Source organism: Methylomonas koyamae (assembly GCF_001644025.1).
In the GTDB taxonomy this organism is placed as follows: domain Bacteria; phylum Pseudomonadota; class Gammaproteobacteria; order Methylococcales; family Methylomonadaceae; genus Methylomonas; species Methylomonas koyamae_A.
This window is the reverse complement of the sequence record NZ_LUUK01000100.1, coordinates 26,402-47,184: the sequence shown is the minus strand read 5'-3', so window position 1 is coordinate 47,184 and position 20,783 is coordinate 26,402. Positions and strand designations below refer to the sequence as shown.

Annotated in this window: 9 protein-coding genes; 5 read left to right on the top strand and 4 right to left on the bottom strand. The window is 61.4% G+C overall.

The genetic code is table 11. The features are described from left to right. Positions 1-24: 24 nt before the first annotated feature. From A1355_RS08425 to A1355_RS08410, 4 genes are all read right to left on the bottom strand, one after another. The gene (locus tag A1355_RS08425; RefSeq protein ID WP_064026968.1) at positions 25-810 is read right to left on the bottom strand and encodes a class I SAM-dependent methyltransferase; all 786 of its coding nucleotides are present in this window, start codon (positions 808-810) and stop codon (positions 25-27) included. Between the two features lie 197 nt (positions 811-1,007). Next, entirely contained in the window at positions 1,008-2,423 is a 1,416-nt protein-coding gene (lpdA, locus tag A1355_RS08420) for a dihydrolipoyl dehydrogenase (protein ID WP_064026963.1), read from the bottom strand. A gap of 394 nt (positions 2,424-2,817) precedes the next feature. Beyond that, a complete protein-coding gene (murI, locus tag A1355_RS08415) occupies positions 2,818-3,627 on the bottom strand; it encodes a glutamate racemase (RefSeq protein WP_157197803.1) in 810 nt (269 codons plus the stop codon). A gap of 156 nt (positions 3,628-3,783) precedes the next feature. Further along, positions 3,784-14,103, bottom strand: a complete 10,320-nt coding sequence (locus tag A1355_RS08410; RefSeq protein ID WP_064026959.1) for a filamentous haemagglutinin family protein — start codon at positions 14,101-14,103, stop codon at positions 3,784-3,786. Positions 14,104-14,469: 366 nt separating this feature from the next. Between A1355_RS08410 and A1355_RS08405 the strand changes: the two genes are divergently transcribed. The 5 genes from A1355_RS08405 to A1355_RS08385 all read left to right on the top strand — a co-directional run bounded on the left by A1355_RS08405 (position 14,470) and on the right by A1355_RS08385 (position 20,723). After that, positions 14,470-15,354, top strand: coding sequence for a hypothetical protein (locus tag A1355_RS08405; protein WP_064026956.1), 885 nt, complete (start codon positions 14,470-14,472; stop codon positions 15,352-15,354). Positions 15,355-15,421: 67 nt separating this feature from the next. Beyond that, complete coding sequence (locus A1355_RS08400) at positions 15,422-17,365, top strand: hypothetical protein (RefSeq protein ID WP_064026954.1); 1,944 nt, start codon at positions 15,422-15,424, stop codon at positions 17,363-17,365. A 425-nt stretch (positions 17,366-17,790) separates the two neighbouring features. Continuing rightward, positions 17,791-19,644, top strand: coding sequence for a DUF2341 domain-containing protein (locus A1355_RS08395; protein ID WP_064026951.1), 1,854 nt, complete (start codon positions 17,791-17,793; stop codon positions 19,642-19,644). Then, positions 19,641-20,045, top strand: coding sequence for an ExbD/TolR family protein (locus A1355_RS08390; protein ID WP_064026943.1), 405 nt, complete (start codon positions 19,641-19,643; stop codon positions 20,043-20,045). Before A1355_RS08395 ends, A1355_RS08390 begins: the two co-directional genes overlap by 4 nt. A gap of 6 nt (positions 20,046-20,051) precedes the next feature. Then, complete coding sequence (locus A1355_RS08385) at positions 20,052-20,723, top strand: energy transducer TonB family protein (protein ID WP_064026940.1); 672 nt, start codon at positions 20,052-20,054, stop codon at positions 20,721-20,723. Positions 20,724-20,783 lie beyond the last annotated feature (60 nt).

Genomic DNA, 20,783 nt, shown 5'->3' with positions numbered 1-20,783 from the left:
CCCCCAGTGAGGGGATTGCGATTTTTAACCCAGGGTGAGCTTCAATCCGCCAATAGTTTGCCCTGGGTGCTCGTTATCGTTCACGGGCTTAACGCTGAAGAATTTGTCCAAAAACAACGAGGTAGTCTCGGCGTGGGTGTTCAAGGGGCCGAGACCGCAAAAATCGATCTGAAGCAATCCTGAATCTCTTAGCAATTTGGCGGATTCCGGATGCCAGTCGGAGTTATCGAGAATAATCAAACCACCTGCTCTTAAATGCTTTAATGCGTTGTTTGCGCAAGCGTAGCGCGTCCTGAAACGAGATTCGCCGTCGACAATAATGACGTCGAACTGGCCGAAATTATTCAAAGCCTCCGCGTAATCGCCAAATGCTTGACTATATTCATCCCCATCTATTGCGACAAGTATCGGTGTGGTGTTGTCCGGTAAGACATTGGAAGACAAGATTTTGTCGTACCAGACCCGTGAGCCCTCCAGGCTCACGACCGATTTAGACCGGCCGGCCCACCATCGGGTCGAATTGCCGCAACCGAATTCAAAGACTTCCGCTTCTGAAAAATCCCATTTCGCCAGTTGTTCGATGGCCGGATAGGTGTACCAGGGGAGCGGATTACCTTCGCGGTCGACGCACATGGTTTCGCGAAGCGAACGCAAATACCCTCTATGAGTTCCAACCGCGCTGCAAGTGTACAAATACTGCTCCAACTCAGATGCGCTAAGCCTATCGTCCAGCAGATTACAGTGTTTAAGTATTCGGTACTTCTTTGCCAATTCAGGCAAGTATTTTATCTTTTTGAATAATTTTTCCATTTTCAGACCTGCTGTCAAAGTAATATTTATAGCCAACGCGGCGGCCTGTCTGGAATCTCCTCGCTAATTCCGAAGGAAATTTCCCATTCCGATGGACGACGCAAGTGATCGAGGAAAAATCAATCATCAAATAAACAACTTGCCGGACATTCAATTTCCGACGCCAATTATGATCGGAAATCAAACCGCTAAACTATCTACTTTTTAACGTAAAGATCGGTAATCGTCCCTTCTATCATCTCCGCCGCGAACGCAAACGTCTCCGACAAGGTTGGGTGCGGATGGATGCTCAGGCTGACGTCGGTGGCGTCCGCGCCCATTTCCAGCGCCAATACCGCTTCCGCCACCAATTCGCCTGCGCCGGGGCCGGTGAAGCCGGCACCCAGGATTCGCCCGTTGGTTTTGTCGGTCAAAATTTTAGTGATGCCTTCGCTACGTCCCAAGGCTAACGACCGACCGCTGGCGGCCCACGGGAATACGGCTTTGTCGTATTCGACGCCTTGCTGTTGCGCCTGGTTTTCGGTCAATCCCATCCAGGCCACTTCCGGATCGGTGTAGGCCACCGACGGAATCGTCAACGCATCGAAACCGGCTTTATGGCCGGCAATGGTTTCGGCGGCGATTTTGCCTTCGTGAGTGGCTTTGTGGGCCAGCATCGGGTTGCCGACGATATCGCCGATCGCGAAAATGTGGCCGACGTTGGTGCGGCCCTGTTTGTCGACCGGAATAAAGCCGCGTTCGTCGACCGTAACGCCTGCTTTATCGGCGTCGATTAGTTTGCCGTTCGGCCGACGGCCGACCGCGACCAGCACCGCGTCGAAAGTTTCGCTTTCCGGCGCGTCCTTACCTTCCATAGATACCTTAATGCCAGCGTCGGTGGCTTCCATCGCTTTCACGCTGGTTTTCAGCCACAGATTGTCGTATTGCTTTTTGATCTTACGTTGCAGCGGCGTGACCAAATCCTTGTCGCAGCCGGGGATGATTTGGTCCATCAACTCGACCACGCTGATTTTCGAACCCAACGCGTGATACACCGTCGCCATTTCCAGACCGATGATGCCGCCGCCGACGATCAGCAGCTTCTCCGGCACGAAGTTCAAGTTCAACGCATCGGTCGAATCCCAGACGCGCGGGTCGTCGTGCGGGAAACCGGGAATTTTAGTCGGCTGCGAACCGGCGGCGATGATCGCGTTATCGAAAGTCACGGTTTGGCTGCCGGACTCATTTTCGACGGTCAGACTATTGGCCGAAGCGAACTTGCCGACGCCGTTGATCACGGTGACTTTGCGCTGTTTGGCCAGCTTCGCCAAACCTTGATTCAAACCCTGGCTGACGCTTTGCTTCCAGCCGCGAATTTTATCCAAATCGACTTGCGGCTGGCCGAAGCTGACGCCGTGTTCGGCCATCGCCTCGGCTTCGTGAATGATTTGCGCGGCGTGCAACAAGGCTTTCGACGGAATACAACCGACGTTCAGACAAACGCCGCCCAGCACCGGATAGCGTTCGACCAGGACCACCTGCTTGCCCAAATCGGCGGCGCGGAAGGCCGCCGTGTAACCGCCGGGGCCGCCGCCCAGGACCAGAACTTCGGCGTGAGTTTGTGTATTGCTCATGAAATGGAACTCCTAAATGACGAAATCGGTGAGGCGTGCCAGCTGATGCCGAAACGGCGCCAACGCTTAAAGGCGATTTTACAGCTTACCGCGACGGATCAAAAACTAAACTAAGGCCTTTCGGTAAAACCTGCGTCAGCTACCGGCGGCACTCGAGAGCCAGATGCCCTGACGCGCTGAGCATCAGACTAAGGGTAAGGATCAGCCGGGTTTCGGGGGGAACCCGGTCGGAATCGCGGGGCGACTTTCGAGACTGGGTTTTAACGGATGATCCGTAGGCGAGGACCTGTGGCGTGGTATTCCACATAATCGAAGGCGTTTGGACACCGGTCTGTCCGTACTTTTTCGGCACAAACAGACAAGTGCTCGTCGGGTCCTTATACCCTCGGGCCGGCTACGGCACGCCCGCTGGCAGCGTATACACCGCTTGGGAGGTTTCGCCGATCGTCGCCAAAAAGGCCGACATGTCGGGCGCCGAACCGGACGTGTAGTAAGTGGTGGCGCTGGCTGGTCGCCGAGGCGCGGTGGCGGCCGGCAGAACTCGGGCGAGTTGCCGGGCGATGGCGTCGGAAGGCTCGACCACCGCGATCGTCGGTCCGGCAATCCGCGAAATTTCCGAAGTCAGAAACGCGTAATGCGTGCAGCCCAGCACAATGGTATCGGCGCCGGCGGCAATGCCGGGTCTGATGAATTTGTCCAACAGATCTAAGGTTGCCGCGCTACCAAATTCGCCGCGTTCGACCTGGTCCGCCAAACCCGGACACGGTTGCAGGATCACGTTAACCTCCCGGCCGTAGGCGCTGCACAGTCGGGCGACCGACGCGCTCCGGATCGTGTTGGTGGTGGCCATGACCAACACCACCTTGGATTGCGTGATTCGCGCGGCCGGCTTGATGGCCGGTTCCATCGCGACGATCGGCAAGCCATGCAGTTTGCGTAGCTGTTGGGCGGCGACGACGCTGGCCGTGTTGCAGGCCAGGACCAAGGCTCGCGCGCCGCGTTGCACCAGGAAGGCGGCGATTTGCCGGGCGCGCGCTTCGATGAAGTCCGGCGCCCGGTCGCCGTAAGGCGCGTGGGCATTGTCCGCGACGTAAACGAAGGATTCGTTTGGCAACTTTTCCCGTAAGGCGCGCAACACCGACAGTCCGCCGATGCCGGAGTCGTAAACGCCGATCGGCGCGGAACAGGTTTCGGAGGTGGGCATGATCGAGCTAAGGCTCCCAATTGGCGAACCGTGAATTTTCGCACATTCACTGAAAAACGCTCGCGCGGAATCCTGTCTTGGGCTTACCCAAGCGCTTTGCCGCTACTGCCCGAGGTCTACCCGGCGAAATTAAATTGCGGCCTCCTAGCGGTCCCGTTAGTCGCCGCACCCCGCCTTGCCGGACTTGATGTCGGCAAGGCTGCAAGCACCGAAACCAAGCAATTGGCTGTCCAACAACGCCACTTTGACCGAACGTCCGGCTGCGGAATCGTCGGTTTGCTGCTCGGCGGCCGCTTCGTTTGTCGACGCTGACCGGCTGGCGGCGGCCGCTGCCGCGCCGGCATTGTCGGGCATGGTCGGGAGCGCCAGGATTTGGCCGAATCCGATACTGCTTCCCAACACCTGAATATTGCTGGCGCCGATCACGGCGGTGGCGGCAATTGTCACGTTCTGCCCACCGATACCTGCCTCGCCGGCATCGACGACGCCTTTCGGCGCGGCCAGCACGACATTGCCTATCCTATCGCTGTTATAGCCCGACTGCGCCCGAATACCGCTGCCGGAAATCGTCGGCGGAAATTCGACGATCAGTTGGCTGGTGGATTTGTCGATGCTGATTCTTGGCGCGGCGGTCGCCAAGGCCGCTTTGGCGCCGCGGCCCGCGTCGATATTGCCCTCGGAAGACCAGACGGTAATGTCGCCGCCGGCCAATGTGAATACCCGTTGCTGGTTCACCTGCAAGTCGTTTTTGACCAGGATGTTGATGTTGCCTTCGCGCTGAGCCATGATGCCCAGATCGGCTTGGTCGGCTTTACCGCCGGTAAATCCCGAAGCCAGGCCGACGTTGATCATGCCGCCCGGCGCCAACAGATTGACGTCGCCGCCTTGCACGGTTTGAATCCGGCTAAAGAACAACTTGATGTCGCCGGCCGGCGCGTCCGGGAACAACAGAGCGATCGCGTCGTAACCGCGTTGGTAGGCCGCCTGCTGCTTGGCGCCCGTCGTCATCGCCGCGGCCTTGGCCGAGGCGCGAATTTCGTCGAACAACACCGCCAACGCGATTTGTAGCCGGCCGATCGGCGTGGTTTGTTGCTCCAAGGAAGCGCGCAAGCTTTGGTAGTTGCCGGACACGACATAGGTGTTCAGGAAGTCTTCCAGCGGCGCGGTGGAGTCGGAGAAGCGGTTGCCCGCCAACACGCTAATGTCGGCGCCTTGACTGGGTAGCGCGACGTTGTGCAAATTGCCGACCGAGATAATGCCGCCGGACACGCCCAAGTCGATATTGCGACCGGCCCACACGTTTAACAGGCCTGGTCCGGCCAGTTCGATCTGGGCGATGGTACCGTTAAACTCGCCGGTCGTCGGGTTTCTAATCAATTCGTACAGAATATCGCGGCCGGCACTGATGCTGCTGACGTCGTCGGCGTGCAAATTCTGCATGGCCACGCCCAAATTTTTAAAGTCCAGTCCGGCGTAAAAGGTCGTGGCCTTGGCGGTAATCACGCTGGCGGACCCGATACCGACGATGCTGCCGTGCGCGGCAATCAGCCGATTCGAACGGCTGTCGTTGGCGTGGACCGATACATCGGCGTGTTCGGGCCAATTGCCGCTGGTATTGGTCGGAGTCAGCACGGATGGCAACAGGTTGGGATCGGCATCCAGTTGGCGGATTTCGCTGCTGCTCAGCGTGTCGATGCCCAGGGTCAGGTTGCCCCAGGCAGCCAGATCCAGCGTGCCGCCGCTACTCGGAAACAGCAACATCGAATTGTGGATGTTGATGTCGCCGCTGAGCGCGTGGCCGGTCAGATTGCCGGGATAATAATTGGACATCAACTCAGTCGCCGCCAGACTAATATAGGTTTGCGGATCGCTGTTGGCGGTTGGGAAGGTTTTAGCCAGTTCGTTGATCAGTTCCGCATCGTTGTTAAAATCGATATCACCGGCCAGCGTTTGTAGCGCAATACCACTGCCGGGGCCGTAATTGAAAAAGTAACTGTTGACGATGGTGGTATTGGACGCCGGGTTATTGGCGGGTGGGACGCCGAACGGATTGACAACCGCGCCGACCGCGATACCGGTTGCCGCTTGCACGTTAAACACCGAATCGCCGATCGCGAAAATCGGCCCGGCGGCGTAGCCGACGCTGCCTTCCGGGGCGTCCGGATCGGCTCGGCTGGCGGTAATCGCGCCGCCCGCCTTCAGGTTTGCGTTGCCCTTGTCCACAAAAAACACCCCGCCGGCAATATCGCCACCCGCCCGCAAGTTCAGGTCGCCGCCGCCGCGAATCAGCGGCGGGCTTTCGGCGATGTTACCGTCGGCATCGACGGCGCCGGTCAGCTTGGCCGAGGTCGGCAGCATCACCGACAAATTCAGAATGTCGCGGCCGGCGTTGACGTCGATAGTCCCGCCGCCCAGTGCGCCGAGGTTTTCCCGGAAGCCGAAGCTCTGATTTTGGCCGTTAAAGGTAGCCGGCGCGTCGAAGGCGATACCCCAGGCCGTGGCGCCGGTCAACGTCCCATCATTCGCCGGCGATGAGACGCTGCCGCGTTGCAGCCAGTCGCTGAGAAACTGCGAACTGACTGCGCCGATGATGTCGCCGCCGGCCTTTAACGACAGGTCGCCGCCGGCAAGCGGATATTCGACGAAAAACTCGTTGCTGACGGTGAAGCCGGTCAAACTGCCATAGCGGTCGACCGTGTCGGCGCGGCCCATCGTGTAGATCGCCGAAGTCCAATCGGTCAGCTTGATATTGCCGGCGGCGGCAATCTCGATGTCGCCGGTGCCGGTCCGAATGCGGCTGTTGGCGCCCACCGTCAAATTGCCGGTGCCAAGAGCCGGCGCACTCAGCAAGCCCATCAGATTCGCGCTGGACAAATCGGCGCCGGCCACCAGTTGGTAGCTCCAGGATGCGCCGGTTTGCAGGACTTCCCGGCTGCCCCAGGCGCGGCTGGTGTCTAACAACGCGTTCAATTGTTTGCCGTCGTAGCTGGCAATGCCGTCCGACAGGTTTTGATTGATGTCCAAATTTTCGGCGGCGCGAATCACCAACAGGCCTGGTACTTGTTCGGCCCCGAAATGCCAATCCTGGCCGTTGGCGTAAGGCAAGGCCAAGTCCCAACCGTTGAATTCGGTCAAGCCGCTCAGCGTGCGCGGGTTGGCGTTAGTACTGCCCTTGAAAAACAGGGTTCGATACGTGGGCGAGTTGGGATTGGCATCGAAATAATAGGTTCCGGCATTCAACGCGCAATTGGTCAGCGTGCAGGGAATGTTCGACGAGGCCGGCGAAAAGTAGCTGTATTCCTTACTCACGCTGCCATCGGAATTTAAGCGGCGCAAGGCCTGCACAGCGCCGGCGATATTGTCCAACTTGGTTCGCCAGACACCGGCACTACCGACCCTGGTCCAGGTTGCTGTCGCCAAATTCTCGGACAAATTCAGATCCAGACTGCCGCTGCCTTGCACGTCCAATCCGGGCTGTAGCGTAAAGCCGCCCAAGCGCCCGCTCAAATCCGCGTTGTCGGCGGCGGCGGTCATGAAAACGCGGGTATCGTCGTACCATTGCTTGATTTGGGCGTTGGTGATGGTGTCGGTCGCGTAATGGGCCATCGCCGCGACTTTCAGGCTGGCGGCGCCGGCGACGCTGCCGGCGGCAATATCGACCGCCGCGTCGTCGTCGCCGTTTCGATTGACGATGACCTCCACGTCGCCGCCGGCCCCGCCGCCGCTGACATCCAGCGCGGCGCCGGCGGCTATCGCGACACCTTCCAGCCCGTCGCCGTCGGCATCGGTCGAGGTCAGCGTGATCGAACCGCCGGCCTTATCGGTGCCGCTGGAAACCGCGCCGAGTTTGGCGCCGGCCAGTATCGCCAACGCGTCGCCGGCCGCCAGTTGCAATTTGCCGGCTTGGGCGCCGCTGACGCTTAGTTCGCCGGCGACCGTCAGCGAACCGCTGCCGGCGGCCAGCGTGATGTTGGTGGCTTGCAGGCTTTGGCCGGCGGTGATTGTGATGTCGCCCAGGCGCTGGCGGATCGCGATATCGCCGTTAAAACCGCCGCCGTGCAATTGCCCGAGCAACCCGGCCCATTGGGCAGGGCTCAGGGTTTGGCTGTCCAAGGCCAAGCCGCCGCCGACCGCGCCGGCGTGGGCATGGCCCACCAAGCTGCCTGCCAACGTCAGCTCGCCGTTGGCGGCCGCCAGGTTCAGACTGCCGGCGTCTCCGCCGAGACTGCTGCCGGATACGTCCAAGCGCGCGCCGTTCAGGATCGCCAGTTTGCCTTGCTCGGCGGTCAGCGAAATATAGCCGCCGCCCGCATAGGCTACCGCATCGGCCAGGTTGACGACCCGGCCGGCGGCATCGATGTCGCCGCCGACCGTCAGATCGCGGCCGGCGTTCAGCGTGACGCCGCCGGCGGCCAGTTCGATACGGCCTTGTTGCACGATGTCGCGCGCGTTAACAGTCAAGCGCGCGCCCAGGCCGCCACCGACCGCGCCGCCGTTGCCGGCGCCGACCGTCAGATCGTGGCCGCCCAACTCGATCACGGTATTGGCGCCGGCACTGGCGGTCCACACCGGCGCGGTGACGGCCAAGTCGGCGGTCGAGTGGATCGTGGCGGTGCCGTCGTCGATCAGCGCCACACCGGCGCTGAGCGCGACTTGGCCGAAGCCGGACCAAGCGTATTCGCCTTCGGCCAAGCTCAGGCTGTTACGGGCGGATAAATCCAAGCGCATGTCGCCGGCTAAGGTTTGCGCCGCCGCCGCGCGACCGGTATGGGTCAACGTGATCGTATCGGCAACGATGCTGGCGGTTTGTCCACCGGCCACGCCGCGCAAGTTCGCGGCATTCAAGGTTAATTCTTTCACCGCCAGATGCAGCGCGCCGGCAAAGTCGATGGCGTTGTAGCTGTTCAACGCGATACGGTCCGCATTCAGGCCGTTCAAGCTACTGTCGCTCAGGTTCAGGCCGGCGGCCGTGCCGTCGCCGCCCAGCGTGATTCGGCTGGAACTCAAGGCCAGATCGCCGCCGTTCATCGCGATCGTGCCGTTGAATGCCACATCCCGGCTACCGTCCAGCAAGATGGAGCCGCCGCTGCTTAACTCAGCGCCGGATTCGACTTCCAAGATGCCGGTCGCACCGCTCAGCGCGGCGGCGGACCGCAACACTTGGGTCGGCGCGGCCGCCGACACCCGTAGCAAGGCACCGTCGCTGCTACCGTCGGCATTGACGACATTCAACATCGCATCGCTACGGTCCAACTTGCCGGACGATGCCACGCCGGCGTTCGCCCCGACGCCGACTCGGTCGCGCGCGGCCAACAATATCTCCCGGCCTTGCAGCCTGACACCGTCTCCCAGCGTCACGGTTTCGGCGCTGACGCTCAGTCGGGTGTCGGCCGCGCCGCGCTGGCGCCGTCCGCCCAACAACAGGCTGTCGACATTCAAGCGGTTGAGTTGCTCGGCCAACACCACCACGCCGTCGGCCGGCGCGGTCGCGTTCAAGTCTTGCACGACGCTGATCTTGTTGGCGCCGATGTCCAGCAGTCCGCCCAAGCCGCCGGCCGCGGCGGTGGCGCTGATGTCGGCGGCCAATGTCAGGCGGCCTTGCGCCAATAGAGCCAGATTGCCGGCGTCCTGCGGCAGGCCGGCGCCTTTCGCGCCGAAAAATTCGCTGGCGGTGGTTTCGCGGTATTCCGAGCGAGTGCGGGCGACGTCGCCGGTTTCGACCGCGAAGCCGGACCAGCGGCTGGCGGCGATACCGGTGTTCGCGGTATAGCGGTAGCCGGCGATGACGGCGGTGCCGTCAACCAAGCTGCCGGAGGTACTGGCGGCCATGTCCAAGGTATCGGCTTGCGGCGTGACCAGAAACGCATGCGGCAACAACGCGTAATGGGCCGGTAGCAACACGTAGTCGCCGGCCGCCAAGTACTGGTTATCGCCCGGCTTGCCCAGCGCCGCGCTCAAATGCAGACTGTCGCCGAAACTCAGACCCGACTTGGCGAATTCGATGGGATCGTAAGCCGCGAAATCCGCCGAATACGCCGGCAGGATCGCGTATGCGCCGGCGGTGTCCAGTACATCCAGGCTGCCGCCGGCGCCGGCAACGAATTCGAAGGCCGACAAATCCCCGCCGCCGTTCAGATTAACGCTGGCCCCGGCGGCCAGGTTGATGTCGGGCCCGGACAACACAATCGACTTGGCGGGGGTGGCGGTTTGAACGTTGCTAAAACCGGCGAGCGGATACAGCCAGTCCAGGCCGCCTTGGGTGCGGCCGAACGGAATCACGGTGTCGGCGCTGACCGAGGTGACGCTGCCGTCCAACAAGGCCAACGACGAGCCGGCATTCAGCTCGATATTGCCGAACGGCGCCAGCAAGCGGCCTTGGCTTTGGATATGCGCCGCTGCTATCGTCAATTTGCCGGCCGCCGACAACGGCGTCGCCGAATCGCCGACGCCGGGCAGAACGGTCACCGTGCCGTCGGGATTGACGGCCGCATCGATCGCGATCGTGTATTGGCTGAGGGTCGTCGGGTAGATTTCCCTAGCCCCCAAGGTCAAATTGCCGGCCAATTTCAGCGCGCCCAGCAGATCCGCTTCGGCATTGGGGTTGATGCCGGTCAGCCGCAGGTCGCCGTTGCTGAGCAAGCGGGTCTCGGCGAATCCGCCGATCGCGGTGGCGCCGAACAGGTTGATCAGGTTGGCGTTGAAGGTCAAGCGGTCTTCGGTGTCGGCGGCGCCTGGCGAGCCGGACACGGTTCGGTTCAAGCTCGAACCCAGATTGACCACGTTGGCGGATAGCACGGCCGAGCCGCTGCCTACATGGCCGATTAACGGCGCATCCAGGGTCAGGCTTTGTTCAAGGTTCAGAGCGACCGGGCCGTCAAAGCGGATTTCGCCATTGCTCAAGTTCGCCAGACTCAGCCGGTCGGCGCCGCTTTGCGCGATTTGGCGAGCGCCGATATAGGCCAACCCGTTCAATCGGGCCGGTACCACGCCGGCCGCGATCGCGGCCTCGACATCGCTCGATAGCACCTCCGCTTCGGCGCCGATCCGAATCACCCGTTCGCCAGTCGGAAAGGTAGTGAACTCGCCCACGGCGCGCCCCCTGGTATCCAACGCCAGATTGAGCGTGCCGCCGGATACGCCACCGGCCGCGCCGCTACCGGCGCCGGTTTGCGCCAGCAATTGGCCTTGCAGGATCAAACCCTCGGCCGCGGTTAGATTGATCGTGCCGCCGGCCGAGGCTATCGTTTGCTTGGTTCGGCCCTTGGCGTTGACGATGTCCAGCCGCGCCTGGCCGCCGGATACGTCGATCGAGCTGGCGGCGGACGCGGCGATATAACCTCGGGCGGCGGTCAGCGTTACCGTGCCGCCGGCTTTCACGTCGCCTTGGGTCAAGCCGGCGCCGTTCGGCGTCAGCACGCCGGTGCCGACGGCGTTGAGCTGGCCGAGGCCGCCGAGAAATATCCCTAAATTGGGATCGTAATCGCTGTCGGAGGCGGTCAGCGCGATATTGATGGTGCCGGCCGGCGCGCTAAGCGTGCCGTCGATGCGAATGCTACTGTCCGACGTCAAATTGAATCGAGCGCCCCAGTCCGCGCCCAGCCAGGCATTGGCGCCGATCAAGAGGCCGCCGCTATCGCCGTCGGCGGTAAAGCTGGTTTGGCTGACATGGGTCAAACTCAGGTCAACGGCGTGGCGCTGGTAATCGGGCAGCAGGACCAAATGGACTAATTCGCTGAGCGGCGTGCCGCTGGCGACGTTAAGCGCATTGCCGTTTAACTGCCAATTGGTTTGGCGCAATTGCCAGCGGGTGTTGTCGGCGATTTTGACGGCGCCATCGGTCGTGGTCAGCGCGTAAGCGCCGAAATTGGCGTTTTGCAGCCAACCGCTGCTCAAATACAAGGTGCCGTCGGTCACGATCGGCTGGCCGGCGCCGTTGGCGATTTCGACGCGGCTGGTGCCGATACTCAGCGAGCCGTTTTGCCGCAATCCGACCGCCGACAGCGTCGCGTCGAGCTGAAACTCGCTCAGTCCGCCGCTGGCATTATTGTTTTTCAGCGCGATGTCGCCGCCGGTTCCGCCGGTGACTTTATGGGTAGCGGTCATCCGCGCGCCTCCGTTGGCCGCCAAGCTGGAACCGCGCGCCAACAGCAAGCCGCCGCCGGCCTGCAAGGCAATGTCGCCGCCGTCCAGCCACAAGGTTTGCAAGCTATTGGCCCGGCCGTCCCGGATGTCGTTGATCCAGAGGCCGCTGGTGTCGATGCGGCTCGCGGTACCCAGCGTCAGCTTACCGTCTAAATCGCCGGACACCGAGGTCAGCGCGACGTCGCCGGCCGGCGCGATCAGGCTGCCCTGCACATCGATAGTTCCGGCACGGACCGTGAAGCCGCCGCCGGCCGCCAGGTTCAAGACCACGCCGGCGTCGATCGTGAAACGTCCCAGGGTTTTCAACTCGAAATGATTCAGGCCGTGGCCGAACAAGGCCGGCGTCAGCGCCAAGACGTTGGCGATGTCTTCGCCGCCGCCGTTCGCCGCGCCGACAAAGGCCACGGTTTGCGACGCGGTGTTGCTCCAGGCCAGATCGAGGTTCAGCTCGCCGCCGGCGGCCGCCGAGGTCGGATCGCGCTGGTACAAGCCGCCGACGGTGTCGGCGAACACGTTACCGTCGAGGCGCGCCGCTTGGGTCCGGATCGAAAGCGTGCCGGCAGCGCCGCCTTGCCGGTAAGCCGCTTCGTAATGCCGGCCGCTGACGATTTGTTGGTAGGTGCGGTTGGGGTTGGCCGTGGCGAGGTCGAACAGGCGGCCGTCGGACAGCAGTTGCGTGGTATCGACATAGCCGCCCAAGTAACTCAGGTAGCCGCCGGAAATATCCAGGTTGGCGCCGGTCTGGACGATCAGATCGCCTTCCGATTGCAAGCTGATCGTGCCGGCGCCGATACTGCGTTCGAATACCGAGTGCGGCCGCTTGGCGATCGCGCCGGAAGCGTCGGCCAGCGTCGTGCCGTCGCGGACGTCCACCTTGACGGTTTTACCGTGCAAGATACCGTCTTTCTGCAAGGGCGCATCGCGCAACTCGTAGTTGCGCAATTCCAGATCGACGATATTGCTGCTCATCGCCAATTCGACGTTCTTGACGCCGGATACGTCGATTTTACTGCCTTGCTCCAGGACGATACGGCTGGCGTTGCCGGCGATATTCTGCGTGAGCGGTGCGTCGGGCTGGGCGCTGGCGATCAAATTCACGTCGCCGGCGTGCGCGACTATTTGCGCGCCGTTCTTCAAGCGAATGGTCCCGGCCTCGATGTCGATGCGCGAGCGCGGCTGGGCTTGTTCGTCCACGGCGGTGCCGCCGCTGGCGTCCAGCGCCACTTCGGTCAGACTGCCGCCGTCCAACACCACGCGGGCTTGCCGGCCTAAGCCGTCCTCGCCGGCTTGGGCCCTGGTGGTGGTTTTAGGTTTTAGCTTATAGGTGCTGGTTCCGGTCAATTGCGCGCCTTCGCGGGCCAGCAAGCGCACGCTGCCGTTCAAGGCCACCGAGGTCGAGGCCGAAACGACCCCTTGCTGCGACACCGCGAAGCCCAGCATCGTGGTGTTGCCGCGCTCGGTCAGAATTTTGCCGACGTTTTCGACGCTGCCGCCGGTAGCGACCTCCACCAGCAAGCCGCGCACATCGCTGGAATCGCTGGCTTGCAAATAGACTTTATCGGTCGCGCCTACCAGCAGGACTTGGCCGTCCGGCGCGGTGATGGTGCCGTCGTTTTCCACGTCCGGCGCCGCCATTAGCACTCGGCCGCTGTTGGCGGCGGAGATCGCGGCGCCGTTCTCGACCAAAATCCGGATTTTCTCGCGCTGGCCGTTGCCGAGATCGCGGTAGACGGCGCCGTCGCCGGTCAACGCCGCGACCGGCGGGGGATTGATGCCGGTCGCGCCGGCGTCGACGACGTTGGCGATGCCCTTGTCGAACACCTCGTCCTCGATTTTCAACGTGGTGGCGACCAGGGAGTTGACGTTGACCGACGCGCCCTTTCCGAACACGAAGCCATTGGCATTGACCAAATACACCTGGCCGTTGGCGCTGAGGTTGCCGTAAATCTTGCTGGCGTCGAGCTGGTGAATGTTGTTCAACGCGATCGAGCCGCTACCGGGCTGAGCAAATTGCACGCTCTTGCCGGCGTCCACGTTAAAGCTTTGCCAATCCAGCACGGTTTTGGCTGTGGTTTGGTTGATCGTCAGCTTTTGGCCGTCGGCGCTGTAGCTGGCGGAGGCATGGCCGACATCGATAGTCGGATGCAAGGCCGGGTTCGCCAACTCGGCGATGCTGGAACCGGGCGACGCGCCAGCGCCGACCGCGACCGGCAAGCCGGCATCGGCCAGTAATTCTCCGCCGGCGCCGGCCAGCAAGCCGCCCGCTAGAATCCGCCGAATGCAGACCGCGAGTGGAGCCAGTTTGAAGCTGAACGGGGAGCGCTGGGATTTCATCGAATTTTACCGGAATCGAGTTTGAAGCCTGTTATATATCAATGTCTATATCGAATTCGCAAGCCTTCGGGCTGGAGTATTCTGACTAAGCTAGTAAAAAAACTATGTCGCCAATGGTGTAAACACTGATTTTCCGCAGGTTGTGTGGGATTATTTCCAAATTGCAAATAAGCCATTGCCTCTGAATGTGTTTGACGAGCTTCACATTTTTGCATTACGTTATGCTCCACGGTAAACATCGAAGATAGATGATTGAATCGTAAGGGCTGGGTAGCGGACGCGGATAGATTGATGCCGGAATGCTGACAAGGCCGTGGGCAACCAACGGGACGGACGTCCCTCTCAAACTAACTACAGAGGTAGAGTATGAAAATTTTTAATAAACACGGTTTCGGCTTGACGGCGGTGTGTATGGTGCTAGGCATGAGTTCGGCCCAGGCGGCGATTTGGTATGGCAGCCAAGCTGCTCCATCAACCAGCGGCGAGATGTTTTTGAGCGTCTACGACGTCGATAATGCCACGACCTACGGCCTCGATTTGGGGACCACGGTCAACGACTTCACAGACAATATTGCCAATGGCACCAGTTATAGCTGGACTCTGGGACCGCGCTGGGCCAACTTTCTCGCCGGCGCCACCGGCGAGCTGAAATGGAACGTCGGTGGCTTCAATATGTACACCGCGGTCACTAAATTAGACCCGCACTACGGCATTCTGATCAGCCAAGTCAATACCCCGGATATGGTCGGTGCCGACCCGCTTTTGGTCCAAATCAGCCAGTTGCAAGGCCAAACACTGGGGGTCAGGGACCAGGCCACCAGGCTAAATAATGCCTTGCCGGCCAATACGCCGACGCATCCCGGCACAACCAAGTTGACCGACTGGGCGGCGAACTGGGATTTGACGACCACCAACGCCAACGCGTTTCGCACGGACTTGGGCGTGGGCCAGTTCCTGGCCACGGCCACCGTGAATGCCGACGGCACGGAACATACCGATTTCGTCGGTCAGAACGACGAAACCGTCAGAATGTTGTTTTGGCACACCGGTGCCGCGCCCGGTACCACTACAAATGATCAGGCAAGCTTCGACTTCATGTCCGGTTACATGTCTTTGGATCTCACCAGCGGCACCTTGAACTGGAATTACGTTGCCCCGGTACCGCTGCCGGGCGCGGCCTGGATGTTTCTGGGCGGCTTGCTGAGCTGGCTGCGCTTTACCAACCGCTCTCGCCGGTCCGTTCAAGCCTGAGACCAGCATTACAAACGGTAACCGCCCCGGCACGACCGGGGCGATCGTTCACTTACGGAGACACAAAATGAATCGCTTTACCCCTACGCGCCTGACTCAACTGAGCTTGGCGATCAGTCTGGTCTTTTCTGGCGGCGCCCAGGCGCTGCTGCCCACCGACGGCACGCCCGATATTTCGCTCTATTTGCCCGGTTCGCAAGCCAACGACCCGGTGCTGGGCTTTCCGGTGGCCAATAGCGTCATCGACAGCATCTGCGCCGACAAGGCCAATATCGCCGGTACCACGACCCACGTCTACTTTCAAGCGCTGTCGTCCGAGGCGGATAGCGCCGCGAAAAACGACAGCTATTCCGGGATTTATTGCTTGACATCGACCGCGAAACTGGCCAGCATCCTGGGCACCGGCGCGGCCAGTACCTTGACGACCGCCGGCAGCTATGTCGTCGATGCGACTCACCCTGCTCCTGCCACCGCGCCTTACAACACCGCCGCCACCAAGATCAAAGTCTGGATCTCGCGGCGCCGCTTGGGTGCGTCGGCGGTGGGTTTATCCGCCGCTTCGACGAATAGCCCGTTGGGTTTTATCAAGGACCCCAGCAATTGCGGCACGACGACCTCTACCTCGGGCAGCTTCAGCTACACCTCGGGCGGCACTACCTTCCAATATAACTTCGCTTGCCACCTGACGCCCGACGACCCGCTCGACACCTTCAACGTGGCCCTGCCCACCGGCGCGACCGGCGACGTCACGCCGGACGTGATGGGGGCGGAAGACAATACCGTGCCGAATACCACGCCGATCGACTATAACCTGTTCACCACCCGCCGCACCGTCGCCGGCCACATCATCGGCACGCCGGTCACGTTGAAACTGTACCAAGCCTTGCAATTGGCCGGCATCGTCAGCGGCAGCTTGCCTAGCGACTGCGGTTTGGCCGGCCAGGGCGTCACGCCGATTACCGCCAACGCATCGGGTGAAAACGCCGCTTGCCAGCCCAGCCTGACCAAAGCCCAAGTGGCCAGTATTTTCAGCGGCGCGGTCGCCGACTGGACCGCGCTGAAGGTGAAATTGCCGACCCCGGCGACCACCGGCTTTACCCCGACCGATACCGACGCCGTGGCCGACAACGTGATCGATCTGCCGGAGTTGGTCGCGCAAGCCAAGGCTGCCGGCTTCGCCGGTACCGGCACCGACTCACCCGTCGTCGGCACCGGCGATAAATTGCTGGACATCCCGCTGGACACCACGGTACACGTTTGCCGCCGCGAAAACGGCGCCGGTCAGCAGGTGGCGGTCATGGCCAATATCTTGCAATACCCCTGCTTGGATAATCACGGACCCAGGATCGCCGATACCGGTTCGTCCAACGCGGACTTTATGTACGCGACCAGTTTGGGCGCCGTGGATAGTTGCTTGAACGACCTGAATAACGGCAGCAACACCTATTTCAGCGGCACCAATTCCTGGAACGGCACGGTCAGCAGCCCGGCGGTCAGGCACAACCCCGCGCCGTATAACGACTACCGCGACATTCCGCAAAACGTCGCGCACGGCAACCAATGGGGCATCAGTATCCAAACCACCGAGCGTAACGCGAGCCGCGGCTCCAATTACCGCTTCATTAAAATCGACGGCGCATCGCCGACCGGCAAGGAAGTCGCGCAAAACCGCTATCCCTTGGTCGGCGAGTACACCTTCTCCTGGCGCGGTGCTTATAACACCAGCAACCTGGGAACCAGTAAGGGCAACGACGTCAATAAGCTGCAAAACGGCCTGGTCAAGGTCGGCCAACTGGCTGCCACCGTCGCCGCCCGCAATACCAGCTTGAGCAACCACGGTTGGGGTCAAGCCGGCTACGTGGCGCTGAGCGCCAACGTGGCGCCGCCAGCCGGTTGGGATCCGGCCAATCCGGTGTCTCCATACGTGCGGCAAACAGCCGGGCAACCCGATGCTTGCGCGCTGCCCGTCCTTAATACCAACTACAACAACTTGTCGTTGCCTACGCCTTAAGTCTCCCACGCCGCGGCTAAATAGGACCTTGGCCGCGGTATCCCCAGCGACCCGTGCAACGGCGGAAATTTAGTTTCAGCTACCCGAACACGCTAGCGTTAACAAATCAGGATCTTCGAGCCTCTGTCCACAGGGAACCGGATACGCTTGGACCGCACACGGATGTGCAACCTTTCGCCGATCCGCGGGAAGCCACCGGATTCCGCTACCGGATGTGTCAGCCGACGAGTTTCGGCGCATATGTCCAGAGCTTCCGCGATTTCGGCCTTTTACACTGGATTCAGGCTGGTCGACGATCGTGAATTTGTCCGATGAAGTGCTTTTATTCCCCTGTTCGCCCAAGTCCGTTCGGCGAGAACGTGGCCGGCGGGCTTCCGAACTTTCAATCACTCTCCCCTAACGATTTTTCCCGACGATCCCATTCGATGCGTAATCTTATTCCGCGAATTCTATTCCTTTGTTGTTTACCTTCTCTCGGCCACGCCTGGTGGAACGCCGACTGGAGTTCGCGCCGTCAGGTAGCGGTGGACGCCTCGGCGACCGGAGCCGACATCCAGCAGACCTTGTCTGACGTACCGGTGCTGGTGCGGCTGCATGCGGGCAACTTCGGCTATTTTGCCGAACTGGCCGAGAACGGCCGCGATTTGCGCGCGTTGAAGGACGAGCAGACCCCGCTGGCCTATCAGGTCGAGCAAGTCGATGTGTTGAGCGAAATCGGCCTGGTCTGGGTCAAGCTGCCGCAAGTGCGCGGCGGCGTGGCGACCGACGATTTCTGGTTGTACTACGGCAACGCCAATGCCGCCGACGGCTCCGATTCGAAAAGCCTGTACGACGTGGCCCAAGGCTTGGTCTACCACTTTGCCGCCGGCGAGATCCTGCCGCAAGACGCCACCGCCTACGCTAGCCACGCCGCCGATTCCAAAGCCGCGATTCAGTCCGCCGGCTGGATCGGCGCCGCCGCTCAATTCACCGGCACCGGGCCTATTGTCGTTAATCCGGCGCCGCAATTGGCGGTCGATCCGGCGAAAGGCTGGACCTTTTCGGCCTGGCTGAAAATCGACCAAGCCAACCCGGCCGCCACCCTGCTCAGCGCCCAAGCCCCCGGCATGGACTTGCGTTTGAGTGTGCAAGGCAACGCCCTGACTGCCGTCGCCGGCGGCGCCAGCACCGCGCCGGCACCGCTGACCCTGGGTCGATGGCAACACGTCGCTTTGGTCTTGCGTCCGGAAAACCTGACCGCCCAGACCGGCGGCCAAGCCGTGCGAAACCCTGGCAGCGAGGTTACGCCGCAAATCGTCGAGCTTTATATCGACGGTGTTTCGGCCGGCAGCGTAAAAACCCAACTCCCGGCCGGCCAACCGGTCATCCGCTTGGGCGACAACTACCAAGGCTGGCTGGACGAAGTGCAAATCGCCGCCACCGCCCGCGGCGCCGACTGGCTCAAGTTCGCCTACCGCAGCCAAAGCCCCGACTTCGCCGTCCTCGGCTACGGCCAGGACGAGTCCAACGGCGGCGGCTCGGATAGCCATTTTCTGGTCATCGTCCAAAACGTTACCGTCGATGGCTGGGTCGTCATCGGCTTGACCTTGGTGATGCTGATAATCGCCGTCATGGTTATGGTCGGTAAAGCCTTGGTGCTTAATCGCATCGGCAAGGACAACCGCGCCTTTCTCGAAAAATACCGCCAGCTCGACCCGAATAAGCTCGGCGGGCTGGACCAACAGGAAAGCTCGGCGGAGCACGAACTGGCCGATTCGGATTTGCTGACCGCGCTGGTCGGCAAACACGACCACTTTCAAAGCTCGCCGCTCTATCACCTGTACCACGGCGCGATTCGGGAACTCAACACGTTGCAAGGCGGCACCAACCAGGCGGTTAGCCGCGAAGCCTGGGACTACTTGCGGGTCAAGCTGGACAGCCAGATCGTCCACGAAAGTCAGAGATTGAATCGCCACATGGTGTTGCTGACTATCGCGATTGCCGGCGGCCCGTTCTTGGGGCTGCTCGGCACGGTGGTTGGCGTGATGATCACCTTCGCGGCCATCGCCGCCACCGGCGACGTTAACATCAACTCGATCGCGCCCGGCATTGCCGCCGCGCTGCTGGCGACCGTCGCCGGCTTGGCGGTCGCGATCCCGTCCTTGTTTGCCTATAACTATCTGCTGACCCAAATCAAGGATATCACCGCCGGCATGCGGGTGTTCAGCGACGAATTTCTGGCCTTGTTGGCGATGCGCGCCGCCCGCCAAACAGCCGCGCGGCAAGAGGCCAGGCCATGAAGATCGACGACCAGGATAAAGTTTACGACGACATCAACATCACGCCGATGCTGGACGTGGCTTATGTGCTGTTGCTGATTTTCATCATCATGACCACCGCCACGGTGCAAGGCATCACCGTCAACCTACCCAAGGCCAGCAACACGCCGGCCATGTCCAAGCCTAAGACCAAGGCCATTTCGATTACGCCGGACGGCAGTATTTACCTGGATACCTACCCGGTGTCGCTACAGGAACTGGAAACCCGACTGGCGCAATATAAGGCCGCCACGCCGGACTTGCCGGTGGTGGTGAAAGCCGACGCCAGCGTGCAGTACCAGAAAGTCATCGATGTGCTGGACATCGTCACCCGCCTGCAAATCAGCCAGTTGGGCTTGGTGACGCAGAAGTTGGTGAAGTAGCGACCGATGACAAATCAGTATGCGTGGTTACGCCGTTTGCCGATGTTGCTCGGCATCGGTTTGAGCGTGGCGATTGTCTGGGGCGTGTGGTGGTTGGCGAAGCACTACGAGAAGCCGCCTCAGGCCAAGAAGCAGGTGCAGCAAATCGCGATGATCCAGCCGCCACCGCCCCCGCCGCCAACGCCGGACCAACCGCCGCCGCCGGAAGAGATCAAGGTGGAAAAAATCGAAGAACCGGAACCCGCGCCAGAGCCGGAACCTTCGCCCGAGAAGGACGAAGCACCGCCGGCGGAGGCGCTCGGTTTGGATGCCGACGGCTCGGCCGGCGGCGACGCTTTCGGCTTGCAAGCTCGCAAGGGCGGCCGCTCTCTGCTGGGCGGCGGGGGCGGCAACGCGGTGATTTGGTACGGCGGCCAAGTCCAGCGCCGAATCGAAGACGGCTTGCAAAACTTGCTGGCCGACACGCCGGCCGCCAGCGCGGCCTTTAGCGTGATTCTGGATATCTGGGTCGGCGCCGACGGCGGCATTAGCCGTAGCGAACTGGCGTCAGGCAGCGGCAATGCCGAGGTTGATCGTGCTCTGCGCGCGGCGTTGCCGAAGTTGCGGGCCAGCGTTGGCCGTCCGCCGCCGGAAACGATGCCGCAACCGATCCGGATTCGGCTGAATTCCAGGGTTTAGCCGTGGCTAACCCGGTGCTCGGCGCTGGCCCAAGCCGACTAACTTAAAAACCTTTGAATA

What these genes read in the sequence shown, in the direction of transcription:
- lpdA (WP_064026963.1), bottom strand. Translation starts at nt 2,423, where the DNA reads ATGAGCAATACACAAACTCACGCCGAAGTTCTGGTCCTGGGCGGCGGC.
- A1355_RS08400 (WP_064026954.1), top strand. Translation starts at nt 15,422, where the DNA reads ATGAATCGCTTTACCCCTACGCGCCTGACTCAACTGAGCTTGGCGATC.
- A1355_RS08390 (WP_064026943.1), top strand. Translation starts at nt 19,641, where the DNA reads ATGAAGATCGACGACCAGGATAAAGTTTACGACGACATCAACATCACG.
- A1355_RS08395 (WP_064026951.1), top strand. Translation starts at nt 17,791, where the DNA reads ATGCGTAATCTTATTCCGCGAATTCTATTCCTTTGTTGTTTACCTTCT.
- A1355_RS08410 (WP_064026959.1), bottom strand. Translation starts at nt 14,103, where the DNA reads ATGAAATCCCAGCGCTCCCCGTTCAGCTTCAAACTGGCTCCACTCGCG.
- A1355_RS08405 (WP_064026956.1), top strand. Translation starts at nt 14,470, where the DNA reads ATGAAAATTTTTAATAAACACGGTTTCGGCTTGACGGCGGTGTGTATG.
- murI (WP_157197803.1), bottom strand. Translation starts at nt 3,627, where the DNA reads ATGCCCACCTCCGAAACCTGTTCCGCGCCGATCGGCGTTTACGACTCC.
- A1355_RS08385 (WP_064026940.1), top strand. Translation starts at nt 20,052, where the DNA reads ATGACAAATCAGTATGCGTGGTTACGCCGTTTGCCGATGTTGCTCGGC.
- A1355_RS08425 (WP_064026968.1), bottom strand. Translation starts at nt 810, where the DNA reads ATGGAAAAATTATTCAAAAAGATAAAATACTTGCCTGAATTGGCAAAG.